The sequence below is a fragment of the [Clostridium] saccharolyticum WM1 genome (assembly GCF_000144625.1).
Lineage (GTDB): Bacteria > Bacillota > Clostridia > Lachnospirales > Lachnospiraceae > Lacrimispora > Lacrimispora saccharolytica.
Genome location: NC_014376.1, coordinates 4,491,802 through 4,513,248, shown reverse-complemented (window position 1 = coordinate 4,513,248; position 21,447 = coordinate 4,491,802). Strand labels below are relative to the sequence as shown.

Here is a 21,447-nt window from a genome sequence, read left to right as displayed (position 1 = left end):
GCCTCTTATCGGGAAATCCTAGCCTGAATCCAATGAAGGGCATCTTGAATGACCTCGTCCCTGCAATATTCATTAAAGATTTCATGGAACAATCCGCCGTAAATCTTCATCTGTTTATCCTTAGATGGGGCGGCAGCAAAAAAACCATAGGTATCCTGAACGCTTACCAACCCATCCTTTTCCCCGTGAAGCATGAGAATGGGGTATTCAAACCTTGCAGCTGCCTCTTCAAACCAGGTTAGACCCTGGCACAGTGCGTAACATAAGCCGGTGGTAAAGGTTTTGGAATTATAGGGATCCTTGCCGTACCATTCGGTAACCTCGGCTACGGAGCAAACACCTGCTCCCAGTTCGTTGGGAAGCTTTGTGTGGGGATCCAGACCTTTGGGAACACTGCTGATCAGCCCTATAGTATCCTTTGTTAATGCTCCGCTGGTGATGATGCCCCGGATCTTTTTATCTGTGTATTTTGCACCGTAAAGGGAAACGGTGAAGCCTCCCATGCTGTGGCCGATTAAAAATACCGGAATATCAGGGTTTTCCCTGATGGCCATGTCAACCACCACATTGGTATCATCAAGCAGTTCATTAAAATCTTCATAGTAAGTCCGTTCCCCTTCAGAACGCCCGTGCCCCCTGTGATCAAAGCGGTAGGTTGCAATCCCTGCTTCGTGGCACAGCTTTGCAACGTAATCATACCTGCCCTGATGCTCACATAGTCCATGGACGATGACAGCAGCTCCCCTGGCAGTCTCTGGTACCTCTCTGTTTAAAAACAGCCTGGTCCCGTCAAATGAAGAAATCATTTCTCCCATAGAAATACCTCCTTTAATACCTTTGATTTGTATTTCCTCTATTATATCAGAATCTTGTCTATTTTAATAGGAAGAAAGACACGAAAAGCCGGGAAAAAAGTTACCGTGGCATTTGTAAGATTTGATAGCCGGATCGTTGGACAAGGCTATCGGAGCATCCTTTTCTTCCATCAATTTCTTCCAAATTTTAATCGTGTTAGGTACTAATGACGGGGAATAAAAAAAACAGAAAAAATACATGGTGAAATTGCACAAATAATTAGAAAAAAATTCTACATAAAACCCAGAAAAATCTGGTGAAAATAAAATACTTAAGGATCCTGTGATATCTTGCCTTAAAAAATTAATAATTTTTTTAGAATTTCATAGGATAAAATTGTTTTAATTGTTCAAACAAGTGCACGCATTAATAGGATGTTACGAATTTTGCAAAACGTTGACAATTACCGAAGATGAAAGTATGATACACGGTATACCTCCTGCATGTTGTATATTTAGGAGTACAATTTACAAATCCGGTAATAGATAAGAGGAGGATGGTTTAAGAAAGGAAGTGAGCATTACGGAGGATTTGGCAGAGAAGTTATTAGAGGAACTGAACTGCGAAACGGTTTTTACCATTCCGGTATTCGGCGGGATTCCCATCGCTGAATCAGTGGTGGTCTCATGGATTATCATGGCAGCTCTGACGCTCCTCTCCATTATTCTGGTAAGAAATCTTAAGGTTGAGAATCCTGGGAAGAGACAGTTGGCGCTTGAAATGACAATCAGCGGAATTTACAATTTCTTTGAAGATCTGGTGGGAGAAGAGGGGAAGCGGTATATCCCTTATCTCATATCCGTGGCTATTTATATCGGAGTAGCCAATCTCATTGGCATGGTGGGATTCAAGCCTCCTACCAAGGATTTAAATACTACCGCAGCGCTTGCTATTATGAGCATTTTGCTGATAGAGTATTCAGGTTTTCACAAAAAAGGGATCAAGGGCTTTTTTAAGAGCTTCGGGGAGCCGTTACCGTTGCTTGCCCCCATGAATGTTCTGGAAATATTGATCCGGCCGCTTTCCTTATGCATGCGGTTATTCGGTAATGTTCTGGGATCATTCGTAGTAATGGAGCTGATTAAGCAGCTGGTTGGGCCAATTATCCCAATTCCGTTCACCTGTTATTTTGACATCTTTGACGGATTGATTCAGGCGTATGTATTTGTATTTTTAACTGCACTTTTTATCAGGGAAGCAGTGGAGTAAGTCATTAAAAATTAAAAGGAGAGAATTATTATGTTAATAGCAATCGGAGCAGGAATCGCAGTATTTACAGGGATTGGAGCAGGAATCGGTATCGGAATGGCAACTTCCAAGGCAGTGGATGCCATCGCAAGACAGCCAGAAGCAGACAGCAAGATCAGCAAGGCCCTGCTGTTGGGTTGTGCCCTTGCAGAGGCAACTGCCATCTATGGTTTCGTTATTGCCCTTCTCATTATTTTATTCCTCAAATAATTCTTACGATCAGGATTAAAGTGGATAATATAAGTGGATAATATAAAAAGAAAGGCAGGCGGTATAAAAGATGCTTAGACTGGATATGAACTTTGTGTGGAATATCGTAAATCTCATCGTCCTGTATCTGCTGCTTAAACATTTCCTCATAGGCCCGGTAATGGAAGTGATGAACAAACGGAAGGGAATGATCGAGCATAGCATTTCAGATGCAAGAAACAAGGAAGATCAGGCAGCAGAGCTTAAAAAACAGTATGAAGAAAAGCTGGCTGCCTCCTCGGAGGAGGGATCAAGGCTTATTGAAGAAGCGAGAATCCAGGCAAAGGCCCAGTATGACCGGATCTTAAAGGATGCACAGGAAGATGCAGACCGTCTGATGGCCGATGCCAGGAAGCAGGCGGAGGCGGATCAGGAAAAGGCGATGCGTGAGGCCAAGGCACAGATTGCGGGTTTAGTTATCGCAGCTGCGGCCAAGGTGGTTAATCAGGAGATAAGCGCCAGGGCAAATCAGGCGCTGTACGATTCATTTATAGCAGAAGCAGGTGATTTCCATGATGCAGGCAGCAATTAATTACGGACAGGTGCTTTATGAGCTTTCTGTTCCAGAAACGGCCATTGAGGATACGGCTCTGGCACTAAGATCTGTGCCGGAGCTGAAATGCGTTCTAAACAGCCCTGTAATTGCAGGGAGCAGCAAGCACAGGATCATTGACCGTGTATTTCCTTCCGAGATCAGGACTTTTTTAAAGGTTTTGGTGGACCGCCGGGATATGGATCTGGCAGATGATATTTTTAAGGCATGGCGTACCTGTGTCAGCAGACAGGAAGGGATCCTGGAGGCATCTCTTTTCTACGTAACGGAGCCTGAGGAAGAGCAGCTTCATGAGATCAAAGGGGTGCTGTGTAAAAAATATGATATAAAAGATGTAAGGCTTCGTCTGGTCCAGGATCCCGGTTTGATCGGTGGATTTATCATCCGTGTAGGAGATGTGGAGACGGACTGGAGCATAAAGGGACGTCTCAAAGAATTGGAACAAAAAATAATGCGGAGGTGAAAAACGTGGCTTCCATCAATTCAGATGAAATAATTTCTATATTGAGAAGTGAGATTGAAGATTATGACGCTCATGCCAGGGACCAGGAAGTGGGAACGGTGATAAGCGTTGGAGACGGCATTGCAACGGTTTATGGAATCGACCGTGCCATGTACGGAGAGATCGTTATTTTTGATAATGGAATCAAGGGAATGGTTCAGGACATTAGAAGAGAAGATATCGGCTGTATCCTGTTTGGCCCGGACCGGGATGTCAAGGAAGGCTCTAAGGTAACAAGAACAAAGAAGCGTGCAGGTATCCCCGTAGGCAACGGGTTTGTAGGAAGAGTGGTCAATGCTCTTGGTGCTCCCATAGACGGAAAGGGAGAGATTATCTCAGACGATTACCGTCCCATTGAACAGGAAGCACCTGGCATTATTGACCGCAAGAGCGTATCTGTGCCCATGGAAACAGGAATTCTTGCCATTGATTCCATGTTTCCCATCGGACGGGGGCAGAGGGAGCTGATTATCGGCGACCGCCAGACAGGGAAGACCTCCATTGCCATTGATGCCATCTTAAACCAGAAAGGGAAGGGTGTGATCTGCGTTTATGTAGCAGTGGGCCAGAAGGCTTCTACTGTGGCAAAGCTGGTGAATACCCTGACGCATTACGGAGCCATGGAATATACCATCGTGGTATCTTCTACAGCCAGTGAACCGGCGCCCTTACAGTTTATTGCCCCCTATGCAGGAACTGCACTGGCCGAGTATTTCATGTACAAGGGAACAGACGTGCTGATCGTTTATGATGATCTTTCAAAGCATGCAGTGGCATACCGTGCCCTGTCTCTGCTTTTGGAACGTTCTCCGGGCCGTGAGGCTTATCCTGGCGACGTGTTTTATCTCCACTCCAGACTTTTGGAACGTTCCAGCCGTTTGAGCGAGGAAGCCGGGGGCGGTTCCATTACCGCACTTCCCATCATTGAAACCCAGGCAGGAGATGTATCGGCCTACATTCCCACCAATGTCATTTCCATAACAGACGGACAGATATTCTTAGAAAGTGACCTGTTTTTCTCCGGTATGAGACCTGCGGTAAACGTTGGTCTTTCCGTATCCCGAGTGGGGGGAGCGGCGCAGACCAAGGCCATGAAAAAGGCAGCGGGCAGCCTCCGTATTGATCTGGCCCAGTGCCGGGAGATGGAGGTGTTTACCCAGTTCAGCTCGGATTTAGATCCGGCTACCAAGGAACAGATCCAATACGGAAAGGGGCTCACAGAATTGTTAAAACAGCCCTTATGCCATCCCTTAAGCCTCCATGCCCAGGTGATCAGCCTGGTAGTCGCCAATAACCGGCTGCTATTGGATGTGGAAGTTTCAAAGATTAAGGAGTTTCAGAGAGAAATGCTGGCTTTCTTTGATGAGCGACATCCGGAAATCGGGAAGGAAATCGAAGAGAGCAAGGCACTGTCTGATGAGCTGAAGCAGAAAATTCTTGATACGGCAGCCGAATTTAAACAGAAGCGGGTGTAGGATATGGCAAATGCGAGAGAGATACAAAGCAGGATGAACAGCATCAAAAGCACCATGAAGATAACCAATGCGATGTATACCATTTCCTCGTCAAAGCTGAAACGGGTAAGGAAAGCCCTGACGGATACGGAGCCTTATTTTTATGCGCTGCAAAGGACCATTGCCAGAATCATAAGGCATACGCCGGACATTGACGATCCCTATCTGGATACCAGGCCGCATATTAAAAAAGAAGACCGTAAGATCGGATATATCGTGGTAACGGCTGACAAGGGGCTTGCTGGTTCTTATAATCATAATATTTTTAAACTGGCTCAGGAGCAGATTGACAAGGGCGGGAATCCCATGCTGTTCGTAGTAGGCGAACTGGGACAGCAGTATTTTACCAAAAAGGGAATACCCGTGGAGCAGGATTTCCGGTATACCGTGCAGAAGCCCAATATGAGCCGGGCCAGGATCATTGAAGAAAAAATCGTGGATTACTTCCTGTCCGGAAAGCTGGATGAGGTGTATATGATTTACACAAGAATGGTGAATGCCATGAAAATGGAGGCTGAAATCGAGCAGCTACTTCCCCTCCCCAAGCACCGGATCAGCCAGAGCGTTCCGATTAACGTGCACCTGGAGGAGATCACCATGAAGCCGTCTCCTCAGGCAGTGATCGATGCTGTTGTACCTAATTACATTGCCGGCTTTATCTATGGAGGCCTGGTGGAATCCTATTCCAGCGAACAGAATTCCAGAATGATGGCAATGCAGGCCGCAACAAAGAGTGCCCAGGAAATGCTTGACGAACTGGCGATCACCTATAACAGGGTCCGTCAGGCGGCCATTACCCAGGAGATCACCGAGGTGATCAGCGGCGCAAAGGCCCAAAAGAAGAAAAGGAAAAAAGCGTAGGCGGAACGCTCCCCATGGAAGAGTAACGAGGCGGAATGCGAATGTGCCTGACCGGATGTTCGTATGACTTTAGAGAGGAGGAGTCCTCACGACTGTGAGTAACAGAATATGAATATAGGAAAGATCGTTCAGGTCCTAGGACCTGTAGTAGATGTTGAGTTTTTTGAGGGCAGCGACCTTCCGCGCATGAAGGATGCCCTTGAAGTGGATAATGACGGAAAACGCTGTGTCATGGAAGTTGCACAGCATATGGGAAACAGCACGGTCCGCTGTATCATGCTGGCCTCCAGTGAGGGGCTTTATAAAGGCATGGAGGTAATGGCCACCGGGGAAGGAATTAAGGTTCCTGTAGGTGAACAGACTTTAGGACGCCTTTTTAACGTCCTGGGTGAAACGATTGATCATGGGGGTGATTTAGAAGGCGGCCCTCAGTGGGTCATTCACAGAGATCCTCCGGCTTTTGAGGAGCAGAGTCCGGTGGCTGAGATCCTGGAAACAGGAATCAAGGTCATAGACCTTTTGGCCCCTTATGCAAAAGGCGGAAAAATCGGTCTGTTCGGCGGTGCAGGTGTGGGAAAAACAGTTCTGATCCAGGAGCTGATCCACAACATTGCCACAGAACATGGAGGATACTCTATTTTTACCGGTGTGGGAGAGCGTTCCCGAGAGGGAAACGATCTTTGGACTGAAATGGGAGAATCCGGGGTTATTTCAAAAACAGCTCTGGTCTTCGGGCAGATGAATGAGCCGCCGGGCGCACGTATGCGTGTGGCAGAAACAGGTCTTACCATGGCAGAATATTTCCGGGACGAAGAGCATAAAAATGTCCTTTTATTTATTGATAATATTTTCCGTTTCACCCAGGCAGGTTCTGAGGTATCGGCTCTTCTTGGACGTATGCCGTCAGCGGTCGGCTATCAGCCTACTCTGGCAACGGAAATGGGAGAGCTGCAGGAGAGGATCACTTCCACGAAAAATGGTTCCGTTACATCCGTTCAGGCAGTATATGTTCCTGCCGATGACTTGACGGACCCGGCGCCGGCAACCACCTTTGCCCATTTGGATGCAACCACGGTTTTATCAAGAAAGATCGTGGAACAGGGAATTTATCCGGCGGTTGATCCTCTTGCGTCGAACTCCCGGATCCTGGAACCGGATGTAGTGGGAGAAGAGCATTATGAGGTTGCCCGCAAGGTTCAGGAAATCCTTCAAAAGTACAAAGAGCTGCAGGATATTATTGCAATATTAGGAATGGAAGAGCTGGGGGATGAGGATAAGACCACGGTATACCGGGCAAGGAAAATCCAGAAATTCCTTTCCCAGCCATTTTCTGTGGCTGAGAACTTTACCGGAGTTGCAGGCAAATACGTTCCCCTGAAGGAAACGGTCCGGGGCTTTAAGGCGATTGTAGACGGTGATATGGACCAGTATCCGGAAGCCGCATTCTTTAACGTAGGAACCATTGATGAGGTGATTGAAAAGGCCGGAACATTAGAGGCTTAGGTTGGAGGTGCTGCCTGTGAGTACAAATATATTTTTCCTTCAGGTTCTTGCCAGCAACAAGATCTTTTATAAAGGCCGGTGCCAAAAGCTTATTATTCCCCTTGAGGATGGCGAGAAGGCGGTCCTTCCCCATCATGAGGATATGGTCATCGCAGTTTCCGTGGGGGAAATGCGCCTGATGGATGAAGACGGCCAGTGGATCCATGCAGTTGTGGGAAAAGGATTTATCCAGATCATTAACAACCGCGTAACACTTCTTGTGGATACTGCCGAGCATCCGGAGGAAATTGATGAGCGCCGTGCCGAGGAAGCCAGGGAAAGAGCGGCGGAACAGCTAAGGCAAAGTAAGAGCCTTCAGGAGCATTCTCATTTTGAGGCTTCTTTGGCAAGATCTCTGGCCAGGCTGCGAACAAAGCACAAACATGATGTTTGACAGGAAATTTGAATAGAAAAAAGGATATCCGAAAGGCAGGAAGCTGGCTCCCGGATATCCTTTTTTCTTATCCTAAAGCTACGTCTAATATCATCATGATCAGAAAGCCAACCATAACTCCAAGGGTTCCGGCATTGGAATGTTCTCCCAGGTGAGCCTCCGGAATCAGTTCTTCCACGACCACGTACATCATGGCGCCTGCTGCAAAGGACAAAAGCCATGGCATAAGAGGCTGAATGCTGCCGGCAACGATCACCGTAAGAATCCCAAATATAGGTTCAACGATACCGGACATGCTGCCTCTTATAAATGCCTTTCCAGTCGATAAGCCTTCCTGTCTGAGAGGAAGGGAAATAGCGGCGCCTTCAGGAAAGTTCTGAATGCCGATACCGATGGCAAGGGCCATGGCGGCGGTATATAGGGTCGGATCGCCTCCGTGCTGGGCGGCCAGGGCAAAGGCAAGACCTACGGCCATACCTTCCGGAATGTTGTGCAGGGTCACAGCCATGACCAGCAGTGTGGTCCGTTTCCAGGTGGAAGAGATTCCTTCCGCCTCATTCTTTCCATGACCGTTCATGCTGGGATGAAGGTGGGGAAGAAGCGTATCCAGAACAATGAGAAAAAGAACTCCCAGAATAAATCCTCCGGCAGCAGGCAGCCATCCAGGAATTCCGTTTGCTTCGGCTTCTTCGATCGCCGGAATGAGAAGCGACCATACTGAGGCCGCGATCATGACACCGGCAGCAAAGCCCAGGAAGATTCTTTGAACAGACTGGTTTACCTCTTTCCGGAAGAAGAATACTACGGAAGCTCCCAGGGTGGTCATGAGGAATGTAAAGCCAGTACCCCCGGCAGCCCACAAGATCGGTGACATAAAAATCCCTCCTTTTTTGTTTAAAGTCAGCGCTTCTGACTGTATTTCTCTCTGCTTTAACTATATCATAACCTCTGTTTGGGTGCAATGAGATAAATTCCCTTTCCCTTTCCGACAGATTTATGCTAAAATAGACCTGATTTTACATAATAATCTTCCTTCGGGTGTCTCTAATTCCGGAAGGTATGTCAAGGAACAGGAAAAGACTTAGGGGATCCTTTACGCCTCTAAGTTCCCCTTTTTGCCTAAAGTGCATGGGTAATGATTAGGAAAGGAATTTGATTTATGAATTTAAAAATAAAATGGAAAAGGCGTTCGGCCTATTCTTTATTTCTGGCGGCAGCATCAGCTTCCCTGCTGGCAGGATGCGGTAAAACAGAAACGGACACGGAACCTGGAAAGGATGCTACGCCATCCATGGCCATAGAAACGGAACAAAAATCGGAAATGCAGCCCATTGGTGTGCTCACTCCCGGTGGGGATTTGATGCCAAAGCTTTTAAAGGTGCCGGAACAAAAAGAGAATCCCATACCTGAATATCTGAGGAACGGAGTGGAGCATCCGGTGGTGGCCAGTTTACAGGAGCGTTTGATGGATCTGGGCTTTATGGATAATGATGAACCCACCCATTATTTTGGAAATGTGACAGAGGCTGCAGTAAAAACCTACCAGCGCCAGAACGGCCTGGTCCAGGATGGGATCGTGGGGCCTGAGACATTAAATTCTATTATGTCACCCTCCGCCAAATATTACGCCGTGTCAAAGGGCGTGGAAGGGGAGGACATATCACGGATCCAGAGCCGGCTTTATGAATTAGGGTATCTTGCCAGCGCTGGTCAGGTATCGGGAAGCTTTGGGGATGAAACTGAGGCGGCTGTGAAGAAGCTTCAGGAGGTCAACGGATTAAACATAGACGGTAAAGTCGGCCGTCAGACTATAAACCTTCTCTACAGCGAAGAGATCAAGCCCAATTTTCTTGCCTATGGGGAAAAAAGCGACGTGGTTTTAACCAGCCAGCAGCGGCTTAAGGAACTGGGATATCTGATCACTGCTCCGGACGGAGCTTACGGAGATGATACGGTTACTGCGGTGAAGCAGTTCCAGTCCAGGAATGACCTGGTTGTAGACGGATATTTAGGACCCTCAACCAGAATCACCTTAATGAGCGCCGAGGCGCAGCCTAACGGCCTAACCCTTGGTGAGCAGGGCGATTCTGTTACCAGGATTCAGCAGCTGCTAAATAAATACGGGTACTTAGCTTCTTCTAATGTGACAGGATATTACGGAGAGGTAACGGAGAAGGCAGTAAAAGCGTTTCAGAGCAACAATGGCCTGACTGCGGACGGTTCTGTTGGCCAGCTTACCATGGGTAAGCTGACGGGAAGCGGCATAAAATCCGCTAGTTCCTCCGGTTCCTCAGGCGGTTCCACCAAGGGCGGTCCCGTTAAGGGCGGATCCGGTGTAAGCGGTCTGCTTTCCATTGCCAGGTCCAAAGTAGGGCGCCCCTATGTATGGGGCTCTAAGGGGTCCGAGTCCTTTGACTGTTCGGGGTTTGTTTACTGGTCACTCAACCAGGCCGGAGTCAGACAAAGCTACTTAACATCCTCCGGCTGGAGAAATGTAGGGAAATATACGAAGATCACCAGTTTCGGAAGCCTGCAGGCCGGCGATATCATTGTGGTAAGCGGCCATGTGGGAATCGTAGCCGGGGGCGGAAATGTTATCGACGCTTCTTCCAGTAACGGGCGGGTGGTGGAACGTTCCTTAAGTTCCTGGTGGAAGAAGAATTTTATCTGTGGATGGCGTATATTTGGATAGGAGCGGTTTAGAATAATGAGTATGAAAACACAGAAAAAAGCAATTGATATGATAACAGATTCACCGGGAAGGGCCCTTTTGCTCTTTGCCCTTCCCATGATCCTTGGAAATTTATTTCAGCAGTTTTATAACATCATAGACTCTGTGGTTGTGGGGCGGTTTGTCGGGGAAGAGGCCCTGGCTTCGGTAGGGGCGTCCTATTCCATTACAAACGTGTTTATTGCCATTGCTGTTGGAGGCGGGATCGGCAGCTCTGTTGTGGTGTCCCAGTTTTTAGGCGCAAAACAAACTGGAAACATGAAAACCGCCATATCCACCACCCTGATTAACTTCCTGCTGATCGGTGCGGCATTAGGCGGCCTGGGTCTTCTGTTCAATCATCGTATTTTAAGCTTTATGAATACGCCGGAGAATGTGTTTGATAATGCTTCGGTATATCTTGGGATTTACTTTTTAGGACTGCCCTTCTTGTTTATGTATAATGTACAGGCCTCTGTTTTTCAGGCATTGGGAGACTCGAAAACCCCTTTATATCTTTTGGTTTTTTCTTCTCTTTTAAACGTTGTACTGGATTTGCTGTTTGTGACCCAGCTTTTTATGGGGGTAGCCGGTGTGGCTATCGCGACCCTGATTGCCCAGGGGCTATCTGCGGTCATATCCTTTCTCATACTGATAAAACGGCTGAAGGGATATGAAACATCGGAGGCATTCCGGTTCTATGACTGGGACATGATGCTTCATATGATGCGGGTTGCCATTCCTTCCACTCTACAGCAGTCCATCGTCCATATCGGAATGCTGCTGGTACAATCCGTGGTCAATGTATTTGGCTCTGCTGTTATGGCAGGGTTTGCCGCAGGGACCAGGATCGAATCCATCTGCATCGTGCCCATGCTTGCCCTGGGGAATGCCATGTCCACCTACACAGCCCAGAATATTGGTGCAGGAAGGACGGACCGGGTAAAAAAGGGCTACCGTTACTGTTATTTAATGGTTGGGATTTTTGCGGTCATCATCTGTATCATTATGGAGAACTGGGGAGACTGGTTCATTAGAAGTTTTCTAAACGAAGGAAGCGCGGAAACAGCATTTCAGACGGGCATGGATTATGTCCGGTTTATTTCATTCTTTTATGTCTGCATTGGATTAAAGGCAACTACAGACGGGCTTTTACGGGGCGCAGGAGATGTGGTGGTATTTACCGCAGCCAATCTGGTAAACCTGGCCATACGGGTATCGGTAGCGGCTCTGCTGGCTCCCGTTATTGGCGTCCAGGCCGTTTGGTTTGCGGTACCAATGGGCTGGACGGCCAATTATATTCTGTCATTCCTCCGGTATCTGACGGGAAAGTGGGAAAGGATACGGCTTATTTCTTAATGGGGAAGGCCACGCCTGCCTTAAATAAATCTCCGTCAATGTAAAGCCTTAGGTCTCCGCCCTGAAGCTCCGCCAGGCTTTTGGCGATGGAGATCCCAAGTCCGCTTCCCTCTGTTGTCCGGGCAACATCCCCCCGGACAAAGCGTTCGGTCAGCTCGTCAGCCCTGATGTTTAACGGGCTTTGGGAAATGTTCTTCATGGTAAAGACCGCCATATTCCCTTCCACGGTGATGTCTACGTATACCCGGCTGTGTTCCATGGCATATTTAAATGCATTGTTATAAAGGTTCTCAAGCACTCTCCACAGATACCGGCCGTCTGCCTCGATCAGGATGGATTCCGCCGGAAGGCTGGAGACCAGCTCCAAGTGGCGGAGAGCAAACTTTTCTTCAAATTCTCCATTGGTCTGATGGATGAGTTCTACAAAATCTATGCTGGTGATCTCCAGCTTCAAATTCCCTGAGCTTGCCTTCGAGGCTTCCACCAGATCCTCTGTCAAAGTTTTTAACCTTTGGGACTTCTGTTCCAGAACATCCAAATATCCCTGAATCTTCGGATCCTGAATTTTCTCCCTTTTAATAAGGTCCACATAGTTTATAATGGATGTCAGGGGCGTTTTGATATCATGGGACACATTGGTGATCAAATCCGCTTTCAGGCGTTCGCTCCGCACCTTTTCCTGCAGGGCCGTCTCAAGTCCTGTGCTGATGTGGTTGATATGTTCTGCCAGCTCCCGTTCTTTTCCGTTAAACGTCAAAGTGTCGATCTTATAGGTGGTGTCTCCCCTGGAAATATTTAGAAGAGCATCGTTGATCTGATCGGTTGCCCATGCATTTTTGTACATCTGATGGAATACCAGAAAATCCAGACAGAAAAACAACAGGACAACTGCCCCCATAAGGATACGGGATTCCAGGCTGCTGTAGGTAAACAGGAGAAAGGCAAAGGCCATTATCATGACAACATTAAAAACCAGGAACAGAATATAGGAAAGCATGATCCTGGTAGTGAAACGGTGATTTTTCACATACAGGGACAGGTTTTTCAGTCCCCGGCAGGTAAGGCTTCCGGACCAGAGATTTCCTTCTTTATACCGTTTTAAAAGGCTTAAGGAAGCAGATAATCCGGCTGCATAATAAATCAGGACCCGCAGCGCCAGCTCCCCGTAATCCCATTGCTCATCGGAAAGGAAAAGATGGATGATCTTATATGCCAGCCGATTTGCCAGAAACAGGGCCAGGAGGGCAGCAACGAAAAACAGAATCAGGCAGCTTTCCGCCGGCAGCCGGTGGATACGCTCCATGGGCCGGGAGACTTTTTTAGCATCCGGATGTCCGGTTAAGTTCACCAGAACGTACAGGGTTGCGGCGCATCCTAAAATTCCAAGGCACAAGCTGATCATTCCGGTAATAAACAACAAACGCATCCGGTCATAGGAAGCGGCAGCGTACGCGTAAGCGTCTTTATGGGGATAGGAAGTATCCACGGCTATGGTCATATGGTAATTGCCGTTGTTATAGGGATTCATCTGTTCCAACTGGGAGGAAATATTTTTCGGGACTGTGCTTAAATTGGAATCCACATATAAGGCTTCTCCCGTTACATACAGGTATTTTCCCATGGCTTTAAAGTCATTGACGTTTTTACCGGAAACATTGCTGTAAAGCTTATAATCCTCATCCGTGTTCCGGTAGAGGACTTCAAACTTTAAGTTGCCGGGATTCTGGATAAAGCGGTAATAAAAGGAATAGTAATTGCCCAGGTGGGTTAATACCTCTTGGGCCAGTTGGTTCATGGTTAGAAATGCATCCCCCGGTTCTGTAACCTTAAAATCCGGCTCATAGGCCCGGTAATCTACCCTCACATACGAATCCTCGTCACCGGAAGCCGGCTGTCCTCCGCTCACCTTAAACTGTTCGTTAAGATAATAACCAAGGGACTTTGCCCGCCGTATCATTTCATCCACCGTATATTCCGTGGTTGTCCCAGGGCCTTCCATGACCCGGACAATGGGTTTTGAATAATCAAGCTTTCCGTTGGTTTCAAATACTTCCTTATATTTTACATAGTTAAAAATATCATCGATGTCAGAATTAAGCTGGCGGGTGAAGTCTGGCGTATCCTCATAGGTTTCATGGGTGATCCAGTGGATGCCTTCTCCGTAGTGGGAATTGCTGTACATAATGGAGACGCCGATGACTACAAGAAGGGAGAAGAGCATGTGCAGAGAGGCCGCAAAATCTTTTCTTTTTTTCATAAACGCACCTATTGTTTCTCTATCTTATAGCCTACGCCCCATACCACCTTTAAATAGCGGGGTTCTCTTGGATTGATTTCAATTTTCTCCCGAATGTGCCTGATGTGCACGGCAACAGTGTTATCGGCACCGATGGCTTCTTCATTCCATATCTGTTCGTAGATCTCATCAATGGAAAAGACCTTTCCGGCGTTCCTTACTAAAAGAAGCAGAATGTTGTACTCAATGGGAGTCAGCTTGATCAGCTCTCCCTCCACAGTAACCTCCTTGTTGTCATCATTGATAGCCAGGCCTCCGCATTTATATACCTGCCCTGCGGGCTGCTGGTTCATGTTGCCAAGCTGTGTATAGCGGCGGAGCTGGGATTTTACCCTGGCTACCAGTTCCAGAGGATTAAAGGGCTTGGTAATATAATCGTCTGCCCCGATGTTTAGTCCCAGGATTTTATCCGTGTCCTCGGATTTGGCGGAAAGGATGATAATGGGAATGCTGCTTGTCTCACGGACCTTTAAGGTGGTCCGGATTCCGTCAAGCCCCGGCATCATCACATCCAGGATCATTAAATCCACTTCGTGATCTTCCAGAAGTTTCAGGGCGTCATAGCCGTCATAAGCTTTGATCACATGAAATCCTTCTCCTGTTAAATATATATCAATAGCTTCCACGATCTGTTTGTCATCATCACATACTAAAATATTCTGCATACGAAAACCTCCTTTTTCAATATTATACAACGAAGGCTGTAAAAAAGCATATTACTTTTTTCTGACTTTTCAAAACCCCTTATTTATTTATGATTATCGGCGTCTATCCCACCATTGAACTGCCTCTTTGACTGCAAGATCATATGACTCCAGTTTATCCAACTTTATTTCCGTGTATCCAAAATGAGTATCAGCTTCGGTAAGGCCGGATGTCTGAAACACAGAAACAAGAGATTTTTGTATGTAATAAATGAGTTAAATTGAAAGCCCATGAGCATGAAATGAAGTCCTTAAAACTTCGAAATGTCAGGAGGAACAGAGTAAGACCAAACAGGAATTAGTCCCGGCAGTATAAGACCTGCCGTCATATAAAAATCATGATTAAGGAGGACGGGATCAAGGGTACGGCTGGCAAAATTAGAGTCAGCACCCGTGGAAGCATATCATAATATAAAGCGTAACTTTATTAACGCTTTTATTGGAGCCATCCACGGGGCATTTGCTACTTGCCTGATTATTATGATAGCTCAAATATAAATTGGAGGACAAGATTATGAACAAAGACTACTTATTAAAGTGGGCGAAAGCAGCAGGCGTAAGAGCGGTAAAGACTATGGCACAGACGGCAGTTGCAGCCATCGGAACAACCATGGCTATGTCAGAGGTAAACTGGATATTCGTAGGATCAACGGCAGCTGTGGCCGGAATTCTTTCCATACTCACATCGGTAGCCGGCTTGCCGGAGCTGGCCGAGTAATCGGTTGAAAGTATTCGTTTTCGGTTGTAACATCACATTTTTTGGGCCTGGGATAATCCTGGGCCTTTTGGATAGGAGGAAATATAAAGATCGTAAGCACCTGCCATTGCATTGATAGAAGCTTTTTTAATGCTTTTCTATGTAATATTGAGTATTGATAATAAACCACATTTGAGTATCGAATTTCATAATGGTCCAAAGAGATAAGCCTTGGAGATTATATTCTGCAGCCAGCCTGGCCCGTGCATCAAAGCTTCTTGCATCTTTAAACCATACGACATGTAGAATCCCGTCACTATCCGTATAATAGTAAAAAGGTGATTGTGCTTCATCATTAAATTGTATAGGGATACCGTTATCCGCTGCAATATGTACTGCACTTTGATTGGTTATAACAGTAGCTCCTGTGACACCTGGTATATAGGGCAATGTCCAATCATATCCTAAAGTGGTAATCCCTAGAAAGATTTTTTCAGAAGGAATAATACGAACGGCATAATCCAGCAATTCTATTAAATAATTCACCGGGAAAATTGAAATTGGATAACCGTAAGTTCTTGCCCAATCATAAGAGGCAAATATAATTCCATCTACAAATTCACAAAGTCCTGAATAGTCTATTCGTTCAAAATTAACATTTGGGGTTTCAGTGTTCATAGCTGGCGTTATGGTAATCACGATTCTGTAGCCTTCAGAATGAAATCTCGCAGATGCTTTTTTTATATATTCTACAAAGCTATTTATATTGTCAAAGGTGACATTTTCGACATATATGTTTATGCCATAATAACCTTTCGCTTTCAGTGTTTGAAGCGTATTATCAATCAGGTGATCCTGTACGGACGGATTATTTAAAATATCATTGATCACTTCACGGCTAACGATTCCCTCTACGGAAATCGTGGAAACAAACATCATGGGAGCAACACCATAAGTTTTTGCCAGCTCAATAAGTTCCGTCTCATCAGCACTGGAGATAATTTCTCCTTCGCCTGTAGCCCTATAATTGAATATGGTCAAATAAGATAAAAAAGGAAGTGTTTTTATTAAGACAGATTTATCTATATAAGGAAAGGTATAACCACTGGTGGCAATCGTCCTTGTTTTATTTGTCTGATAGGTTATGACTATGGTTTCACCGACGTATAAGATTTCTCTATCGGAAAGATAGGGATTATTTCTTAACAAATCCATTGGTGAAACACCGTACTGCTCTGCGATACTCTCTAATGTATCACCCGCCCGAACGGTATAAAGTATATCGGGTTGTACTATTACAATTGTTTGGCCGATCGCCAGATTGTCTGGATTTGTGATTCCGTTTTCCAATATTAATCTGCCGGCAGGGATATTGTAATACTCTGATATTGAATTGATGGTTTCGCCAGGTTGAACAACGTGTATGTTCATAGCTTCCCTCATATGATCTTATTAATTCTATTATATGATACTCTTACCTGTTCATAACAACATGATATAAATAATTTATATCAATGATTATCGCAATAGCTGGTTTAGGAATTGTGACAGATGGTCAATTTGGATTGCAAGGGTTTGCGAATTCTTAATAAAAATGGCATAGACTTATTTCTGAAGATCTCTGAAAAAATGTCTGTTACTGTCATGTCAGGGAATTTTTCAACATATGCTTTACCAATTCTGGTATAAGGATGCTGCTATGAAAATATATGTGGTAAAGCAGGGGGACAGTGTGGACACCATTGCTGCTTCCCAGGGCATTCCGGTAGAAAACCTGTTATTTGATAACCAGATTGGTTATCCCTACCGCCTGGCTGTGGGCCAGGCACTTTACATTCGGGATGAGGTCCCTTTTGATGAAAGGATGCCTCTTTATGTATTCGGTTATGCATACCCCATCATCAGTCCGGATAATTTGGAAAATACCCTCCCGTATCTGACCGACCTTTATGTTTTTTCCTATGGATTTACCATGGAGGGAGACCTTGTACCGCCCATGAGTCCTGATGACTGGATGATAGAAAGAGCCTGGCAGCTTGGGGTACGCCCGGTTCTGACTCTTACACCTCTTGGTCCTGACGGCCATTTTAACAATAGCCTGGTCTCCTCGGTAGTACATAACAGGGAAGTCCAGCAGCGTCTGATCTGGAGCCTGGGACTTAAGATGATGGAAAAGGGGTTTGCAGGCCTGGATATTGATTTTGAATATATCATGGCGGCAGACCGCCTTGCTTATGCGGATTTTGTAAAACGGACTACCCAGATCATGAATCAGTTTGGCTATCAGGTTACGGTGGCTCTTGCCCCCAAAACATCAGCCGCCCAGAGCGGACTTTTGTATGAAGGCGTTGATTACAGGCTGTTAGGGGAAGCGGCCAACAGAGTGCTGCTTATGACATATGAGTGGGGTTATACATTCGGCCCCCCAATGGCCGTAGCCCCGATTAACATGGTCAGAAAAGTAGTAGATTACGCGATAACAGAGATCCCTAAGGAAAAGATCAGTCTTGGGATCCCCAACTACGGGTACGACTGGCCTCTTCCCTATGAGCGGGGAGTGACCAGGGCGAGAACCATAAACAACTTAGAGGCGGTCCAGATAGCGATTGACCATGGGGCGGAGATCCAGTTTGATGAGGTTGCCATGTCCCCGTTCTTCCGGTATTGGCAGTATGGAGTCCAGCATGAGGTGTGGTTTGAGGATGTGAGAAGCTATAAGGCCAAATTTGATCTGATACAGGAGTATGGCCTGACCGGAGCCGGATATTGGCAGATCATGCAGTTTTTCCGGGCAAACTGGCTGCTCATGGAGCAGATGTTTGATATAAAAAAATTTAGTGCCTGATTTTGTCCATTTATATGAAAAGTCCGTTGAACTTTTGCTATTGCCAATACATACCCATGGTACACTTTGTTTATGCGTGTTTCATGGGTATTACTTTTCTCTATGACTGTATTTTGACTGCATTATAATAAGCCTCTAATTTATCAACCTTTACATCTGCGTATCCGAAATGGGTGTAAGTATCTAAGTGGTTTTGTTATCATCATGTCCTAAAAGATATTGCGCTTGCTTGATATCTACTCCCGCCTTATATAAATCACTGGCATAAGTATGCCTAAACGTATGTGCGGTAATTTCGTCAGGGAGAGGCTTGTCACTAACAGTCTGGAGCTTATTACCCCGATATAGCTTCCATATTTTGATGGAAATAAGATCCCATCTTTATGGGAAACATAATCTTTCAAAATAGGGTATAAAGGCATTGGTATAGGCACCTGCCGCTTGCCAGCTTTGGTTTTTGGGTAGTCTTGCAAGCAATTAGTAACGGTATGGCAGCCATGCATACTGCACACTGTTTATCTTTCGCTGCTTTATAGCTTCCTTTGCTTTCAATCGTCACAAAGTCAGTGACATCCGCAAAGCCGATCTTTGACAGCTCTTTTAAAACCATATCCTGGGTGATCTCATTACGCTTTTCCTGGTCCATCATACGTTTTTCAACATGTGCTGCAACGTTAACATTGGTTAACCTTCTTCTTGCAGCCGCTTTAGCTGTTTCATCTTTTTGATCTTAGGATATGCGACCTTGTAAGCCTTGGTGGCATTAAGATCAATCAGGTACTCATCCGCAAATACTTTCTGCTTGGCTGTTTATACCATCAGTCTCACCTCAACTTCCAATCTGGCTGTTTATATATGTTAACACCATAGATTAAGATTGTATATTTTTTATTACCCCTAAACCGCCAAGCAATGATAATATTGAACCTAGAAATCTAAATTTTATAATTGACTGTTCCAAGTAAATCAAATATACATTCGTATCCATACTGCCGCCATTAATTTGCATAATGCTTGACATATTAATAGTACCCAGCTTGATACTACCAAGTAATATTACTATACCGATAACGAAAACGATTCCAAACCGTACTATTATTTTATTTTTCATAAATTCCTCCTATTTTTTCTTCTATCATATCATCGACAGGTATAAAAGAAAACACCCATCTACAGCAGCAGAAATATGTAAATGAGCTTTGTTCTAATACATTGAGAGATTATAACCTCGTTTTTTCTTTGATATCCTGACAGCTACCTTTCAAATTCATTATTCAATTCCTATTCTTTTACAAATTCTATTGAGACATTGCCCCCCCGGATCAGAACGGTGCATTGCAGTTTTCTGGATTAGTGAAATAGTTCTACTATAGTTTGGTAATTATTACAGTTAATTTGATTGATATAAGATGATAATATATTTAAGTATTCTGAGATGTAAAAAAATATAGCAAAGGAATTAGAAAAATATAATAGGTTATATAATTAAATCGTACTATTCGTGATTTGGTCTTACTTTTTTGCTGTATTATTTTTGTTTTTAGAATATTGGTTAATATACATAAAATAAATTTTGGAGGTAAATTAAATTGTATGAAAAATAAATTATTACTTAGAATAGCAACGGTTATTTGCTATGTATTGTTTTTAGTGCAAATTCCTGCTTATGCTGAAATAAATAATAAAAGTTTTAAGATTAATAACACAGTATTGGAATTTAAAGAAATAATTTATGTGGATGGATCTAATGGTGATGATATTATAGGTGACGGAAGCAAGAATAAACCTTTTAAAACAGTTGTTAAAGGCTTTGATTACATGAGTGTTAATTGTAGAGATGGAGGAGCTATTGTAATAAAAGATGGCACTTATGATATTGGGAATTTATTTAAAGGTACTCAGTATAATTTAAATAATAAATATAACGGCATGAAAATATCCATATTAGCTGAAACGATGGGAAAAGTACAATTTACAAATGTAGGCGAATGGATTGTTGTGGAAAATTCAGCTACATCACGAATCAAAATAAGTTTCTATGGGGTGATATTCAAAAGTATCACAACAATGGTATTGCTTAGGAGGTGATGACTGGACCAACGAATATTACAATTGCGTCTTTGTTGAAGGATATGGTGGTTGGAATTATATAGTTAAAAGTGCTAAAATAAAGGTAGAGAATTCCTTGTTTATAGGATCACCAGGATCATATTTCAGTTCAACGCCTCTTAGTGGCAGCGCATTTAATTGCGTATCAACAACTCAAAATTTGGATCCAGCTAATGGAACTAAATTAAATAATTTATATAATGCAACTATTGATTCTGAATATAACATAACAAGTACTGGCTGGAAAAATTCAGGAACAGGAACTAATCCGGATGGAACAGTTGCTCACGTAGGTGTATATGGCGGTTCTTTTGCGTGGGGATATAAGGGATCAGAAATAAAAAACATATTAAAGGTAGTTTTAGAAGTTAATGAAAGACTACAATTAAGCGTAGATAATGATTTAGGTGTAAATACAGAAATGTCCTGGACATCTTCAGATAATACAGTAGTTACTGTAAATGAGAATGGAGTTGTGTCAGCTTTGGCACCAGGAAATACGGTAATAACAGTTAAAAGTGTAGACGGTACATATACTGAGAATATTAATGTATTAGTTGTAGAGGATGCAAGCGATTACAGGTTGGCAGTTGACTTGAAAATTGGGCAATCCTGTAGATTGACTATTGATGATTTAACCGACACAATTAAAGCTACGTGGGCTTCAATGGACTCTTCAGTAGCTGATGTTTCCAGAAATGGGAAGGTTGCTACACTAAGTAAAGGGTTAGCATTAATTACTGCGAAAGATGAAACGGGAAATATTATTGGTAAGGTATATGTTAGAGTAAGAGAGTAGTATCTAAGGTTATAGATAGATAATATAGGATGATTTAAAGGCGGGTATCCGGTATTCCGGGCCCGTTTTTTACATAGGTGCTACGGCGGGCGCACGTTTCAACGGGTGCAAGTCCCGAATCCGCCCGGTAGTGGGAAGGATAAAGCCGAAGGCTAGGGTGTCCATCATGAGGTGGAATCTGAAGGAAACGGGATACTGGGAACATACTAA

The 21,447-nt window shown here is 44.7% G+C and carries 22 protein-coding genes and 1 pseudogene; 14 read left to right on the top strand and 9 right to left on the bottom strand.

Features of this window, described 5'->3' with window-relative positions:
- Positions 1–5: 5 nt before the first annotated feature.
- Positions 6–815 carry an alpha/beta hydrolase gene (locus CLOSA_RS20925; RefSeq protein ID WP_013274725.1) on the bottom strand — a complete coding sequence of 270 codons (810 nt, stop codon included), beginning with the start codon at positions 813–815 and terminating at the stop codon, positions 6–8.
- Between the two features lie 553 nt (positions 816–1,368).
- On the opposite strand from CLOSA_RS20925, the gene CLOSA_RS20920 reads away from it, so the two are divergent.
- From CLOSA_RS20920 to atpC, 8 genes are all read left to right on the top strand, one after another.
- Positions 1,369–2,064 carry a F0F1 ATP synthase subunit A gene (locus CLOSA_RS20920; RefSeq protein WP_013274724.1) on the top strand — a complete coding sequence of 232 codons (696 nt, stop codon included), beginning with the start codon at positions 1,369–1,371 and terminating at the stop codon, positions 2,062–2,064.
- Between the two features lie 24 nt (positions 2,065–2,088).
- Positions 2,089–2,313 (top strand): ATP synthase F0 subunit C, encoded by a 225-nt coding sequence (gene atpE / locus CLOSA_RS20915; protein ID WP_204593087.1) that lies wholly within the window; start codon positions 2,089–2,091, stop codon positions 2,311–2,313.
- Between the two features lie 70 nt (positions 2,314–2,383).
- Entirely contained in the window at positions 2,384–2,884 is a 501-nt protein-coding gene (atpF, locus tag CLOSA_RS20910; RefSeq protein WP_013274722.1) for a F0F1 ATP synthase subunit B, read from the top strand.
- Positions 2,865–3,368, top strand: a complete 504-nt coding sequence (gene atpH / locus CLOSA_RS20905; protein ID WP_013274721.1) for an ATP synthase F1 subunit delta — start codon at positions 2,865–2,867, stop codon at positions 3,366–3,368. The genes atpF and atpH overlap by 20 nt, the downstream gene beginning before the upstream one ends.
- A complete protein-coding gene (gene atpA, locus CLOSA_RS20900; protein ID WP_041708734.1) occupies positions 3,365–4,882 on the top strand; it encodes a F0F1 ATP synthase subunit alpha in 1,518 nt (505 codons plus the stop codon). Before atpH ends, atpA begins: the two co-directional genes overlap by 4 nt.
- A gap of 3 nt (positions 4,883–4,885) precedes the next feature.
- Positions 4,886–5,782, top strand: coding sequence for an ATP synthase F1 subunit gamma (atpG, locus tag CLOSA_RS20895; RefSeq protein WP_013274719.1), 897 nt, complete (start codon positions 4,886–4,888; stop codon positions 5,780–5,782).
- Between the two features lie 108 nt (positions 5,783–5,890).
- Positions 5,891–7,285: a F0F1 ATP synthase subunit beta gene (gene atpD, locus CLOSA_RS20890; protein WP_013274718.1), complete on the top strand. Its 1,395-nt coding sequence runs from the start codon at positions 5,891–5,893 to the stop codon at positions 7,283–7,285.
- Positions 7,286–7,301: 16 nt separating this feature from the next.
- Positions 7,302–7,718: an ATP synthase F1 subunit epsilon gene (gene atpC / locus CLOSA_RS20885; RefSeq protein ID WP_013274717.1), complete on the top strand. Its 417-nt coding sequence runs from the start codon at positions 7,302–7,304 to the stop codon at positions 7,716–7,718.
- A 67-nt stretch (positions 7,719–7,785) separates the two neighbouring features.
- Here the strand turns inward: atpC and CLOSA_RS20880 are convergent, their stop codons facing one another.
- A complete protein-coding gene (locus tag CLOSA_RS20880) occupies positions 7,786–8,592 on the bottom strand; it encodes a ZIP family metal transporter (protein ID WP_013274716.1) in 807 nt (268 codons plus the stop codon).
- A gap of 285 nt (positions 8,593–8,877) precedes the next feature.
- Here CLOSA_RS20880 and CLOSA_RS20875 point away from each other — a divergent pair, with 285 nt between their 5' ends.
- Both CLOSA_RS20875 and CLOSA_RS20870 read left to right on the top strand, forming a co-directional pair.
- Positions 8,878–10,410, top strand: coding sequence for a C40 family peptidase (locus tag CLOSA_RS20875; RefSeq protein ID WP_013274715.1), 1,533 nt, complete (start codon positions 8,878–8,880; stop codon positions 10,408–10,410).
- Positions 10,411–10,425: 15 nt separating this feature from the next.
- On the top strand, positions 10,426–11,787 hold the full coding sequence (locus CLOSA_RS20870) for an MATE family efflux transporter (RefSeq protein WP_013274714.1): 1,362 nt from the start codon (positions 10,426–10,428) through the stop codon (positions 11,785–11,787).
- On the opposite strand, the gene CLOSA_RS20865 is transcribed toward CLOSA_RS20870, so the two are convergent.
- Together CLOSA_RS20865 and CLOSA_RS20860 are read right to left on the bottom strand one after the other, a co-directional pair.
- A complete protein-coding gene (locus tag CLOSA_RS20865; RefSeq protein WP_013274713.1) occupies positions 11,777–14,044 on the bottom strand; it encodes a sensor histidine kinase in 2,268 nt (755 codons plus the stop codon). The genes CLOSA_RS20870 and CLOSA_RS20865 overlap by 11 nt on opposite strands.
- A gap of 8 nt (positions 14,045–14,052) precedes the next feature.
- The gene (locus CLOSA_RS20860) at positions 14,053–14,748 is read right to left on the bottom strand and encodes a response regulator transcription factor (RefSeq protein WP_013274712.1); all 696 of its coding nucleotides are present in this window, start codon (positions 14,746–14,748) and stop codon (positions 14,053–14,055) included.
- Between the two features lie 553 nt (positions 14,749–15,301).
- Between CLOSA_RS20860 and CLOSA_RS20855 the strand changes: the two genes are divergently transcribed.
- Entirely contained in the window at positions 15,302–15,505 is a 204-nt protein-coding gene (locus CLOSA_RS20855; RefSeq protein ID WP_013274711.1) for a holin, read from the top strand.
- A 126-nt stretch (positions 15,506–15,631) separates the two neighbouring features.
- Here the strand turns inward: CLOSA_RS20855 and CLOSA_RS20850 are convergent, their stop codons facing one another.
- Positions 15,632–16,915, bottom strand: coding sequence for a LysM peptidoglycan-binding domain-containing protein (locus tag CLOSA_RS20850; RefSeq protein ID WP_013274710.1), 1,284 nt, complete (start codon positions 16,913–16,915; stop codon positions 15,632–15,634).
- Between the two features lie 268 nt (positions 16,916–17,183).
- On the opposite strand from CLOSA_RS20850, the gene CLOSA_RS20845 reads away from it, so the two are divergent.
- Positions 17,184–18,329 carry a glycosyl hydrolase family 18 protein gene (locus CLOSA_RS20845; RefSeq protein ID WP_013274709.1) on the top strand — a complete coding sequence of 382 codons (1,146 nt, stop codon included), beginning with the start codon at positions 17,184–17,186 and terminating at the stop codon, positions 18,327–18,329.
- 183 nt (positions 18,330–18,512) lie between these two features.
- Here the strand turns inward: CLOSA_RS20845 and CLOSA_RS23750 are convergent, their stop codons facing one another.
- The 4 genes and pseudogenes from CLOSA_RS23750 to CLOSA_RS20835 all read right to left on the bottom strand — a co-directional run bounded on the left by CLOSA_RS23750 (position 18,513) and on the right by CLOSA_RS20835 (position 19,440).
- Positions 18,513–18,686, bottom strand: coding sequence for a tyrosine-type recombinase/integrase (locus tag CLOSA_RS23750; protein WP_408643014.1), 174 nt, complete (start codon positions 18,684–18,686; stop codon positions 18,513–18,515).
- A 43-nt stretch (positions 18,687–18,729) separates the two neighbouring features.
- Positions 18,730–18,993 (bottom strand): annotated as a pseudogene (locus tag CLOSA_RS22375) (terminase small subunit); the annotation flags it as partial.
- A gap of 20 nt (positions 18,994–19,013) precedes the next feature.
- Positions 19,014–19,103, bottom strand: coding sequence for a hypothetical protein (locus CLOSA_RS23635; RefSeq protein ID WP_243429485.1), 90 nt, complete (start codon positions 19,101–19,103; stop codon positions 19,014–19,016).
- A 97-nt stretch (positions 19,104–19,200) separates the two neighbouring features.
- Positions 19,201–19,440 (bottom strand): hypothetical protein, encoded by a 240-nt coding sequence (locus tag CLOSA_RS20835; protein ID WP_013274708.1) that lies wholly within the window; start codon positions 19,438–19,440, stop codon positions 19,201–19,203.
- 482 nt (positions 19,441–19,922) lie between these two features.
- On the opposite strand from CLOSA_RS20835, the gene CLOSA_RS21990 reads away from it, so the two are divergent.
- On the top strand, positions 19,923–20,417 hold the full coding sequence (locus CLOSA_RS21990; RefSeq protein ID WP_013274707.1) for a hypothetical protein: 495 nt from the start codon (positions 19,923–19,925) through the stop codon (positions 20,415–20,417).
- A gap of 97 nt (positions 20,418–20,514) precedes the next feature.
- Positions 20,515–21,237, top strand: coding sequence for an Ig-like domain-containing protein (locus CLOSA_RS21985; RefSeq protein ID WP_013274706.1), 723 nt, complete (start codon positions 20,515–20,517; stop codon positions 21,235–21,237).
- Positions 21,238–21,447: the final 210 nt, after the last annotated feature.

What these genes read in the sequence shown, in the direction of transcription:
- CLOSA_RS20925 (WP_013274725.1), bottom strand. Translation starts at nt 815, where the DNA reads ATGGGAGAAATGATTTCTTCATTTGACGGGACCAGGCTGTTTTTAAAC.
- atpF (WP_013274722.1), top strand. Translation starts at nt 2,384, where the DNA reads ATGCTTAGACTGGATATGAACTTTGTGTGGAATATCGTAAATCTCATC.
- atpH (WP_013274721.1), top strand. Translation starts at nt 2,865, where the DNA reads ATGATGCAGGCAGCAATTAATTACGGACAGGTGCTTTATGAGCTTTCT.
- atpG (WP_013274719.1), top strand. Translation starts at nt 4,886, where the DNA reads ATGGCAAATGCGAGAGAGATACAAAGCAGGATGAACAGCATCAAAAGC.
- atpD (WP_013274718.1), top strand. Translation starts at nt 5,891, where the DNA reads ATGAATATAGGAAAGATCGTTCAGGTCCTAGGACCTGTAGTAGATGTT.
- CLOSA_RS20880 (WP_013274716.1), bottom strand. Translation starts at nt 8,592, where the DNA reads ATGTCACCGATCTTGTGGGCTGCCGGGGGTACTGGCTTTACATTCCTC.
- CLOSA_RS20875 (WP_013274715.1), top strand. Translation starts at nt 8,878, where the DNA reads ATGAATTTAAAAATAAAATGGAAAAGGCGTTCGGCCTATTCTTTATTT.
- CLOSA_RS20870 (WP_013274714.1), top strand. Translation starts at nt 10,426, where the DNA reads ATGAGTATGAAAACACAGAAAAAAGCAATTGATATGATAACAGATTCA.
- CLOSA_RS20865 (WP_013274713.1), bottom strand. Translation starts at nt 14,044, where the DNA reads ATGAAAAAAAGAAAAGATTTTGCGGCCTCTCTGCACATGCTCTTCTCC.
- CLOSA_RS20860 (WP_013274712.1), bottom strand. Translation starts at nt 14,748, where the DNA reads ATGCAGAATATTTTAGTATGTGATGATGACAAACAGATCGTGGAAGCT.
- CLOSA_RS20855 (WP_013274711.1), top strand. Translation starts at nt 15,302, where the DNA reads ATGAACAAAGACTACTTATTAAAGTGGGCGAAAGCAGCAGGCGTAAGA.
- CLOSA_RS20850 (WP_013274710.1), bottom strand. Translation starts at nt 16,915, where the DNA reads ATGAACATACACGTTGTTCAACCTGGCGAAACCATCAATTCAATATCA.
- CLOSA_RS20845 (WP_013274709.1), top strand. Translation starts at nt 17,184, where the DNA reads ATGAAAATATATGTGGTAAAGCAGGGGGACAGTGTGGACACCATTGCT.
- CLOSA_RS20835 (WP_013274708.1), bottom strand. Translation starts at nt 19,440, where the DNA reads ATGAAAAATAAAATAATAGTACGGTTTGGAATCGTTTTCGTTATCGGT.
- CLOSA_RS21990 (WP_013274707.1), top strand. Translation starts at nt 19,923, where the DNA reads ATGAAAAATAAATTATTACTTAGAATAGCAACGGTTATTTGCTATGTA.